This is a genomic window from Acinetobacter sp. UBA2063 (genome assembly GCF_002333245.1).
GTDB classification, from domain to species: domain Bacteria; phylum Pseudomonadota; class Gammaproteobacteria; order Pseudomonadales; family Moraxellaceae; genus Acinetobacter; species Acinetobacter parvus.
Map to the genome: position 1 here is coordinate 1 of NZ_DDAH01000084.1, position 275 is coordinate 275.

The window sequence follows — 275 nt, forward strand, 5'->3', positions numbered from 1 at the left end:
GACCTCTACGATGTCAACGTAATATTTTCACATTAAAATCAATAACTAATGAATAATTGGAGCTAAATTGGTGTTGTTTTTTTATGTAACAACATATTTTCATTTATACTTATCAATAACAAAACCAGTAAAACTTTTCTTTATCTCTTAATAGCTTTGTTGCACCAAGCTATTCTTTAAGGCTTCATCAGCAATATAATTTCCAAATGAAGAAGCCTGCATCCAAAATCTATCGCCCAACGAATTGGTCATCTTATAACCAAGCTTTAATCAAG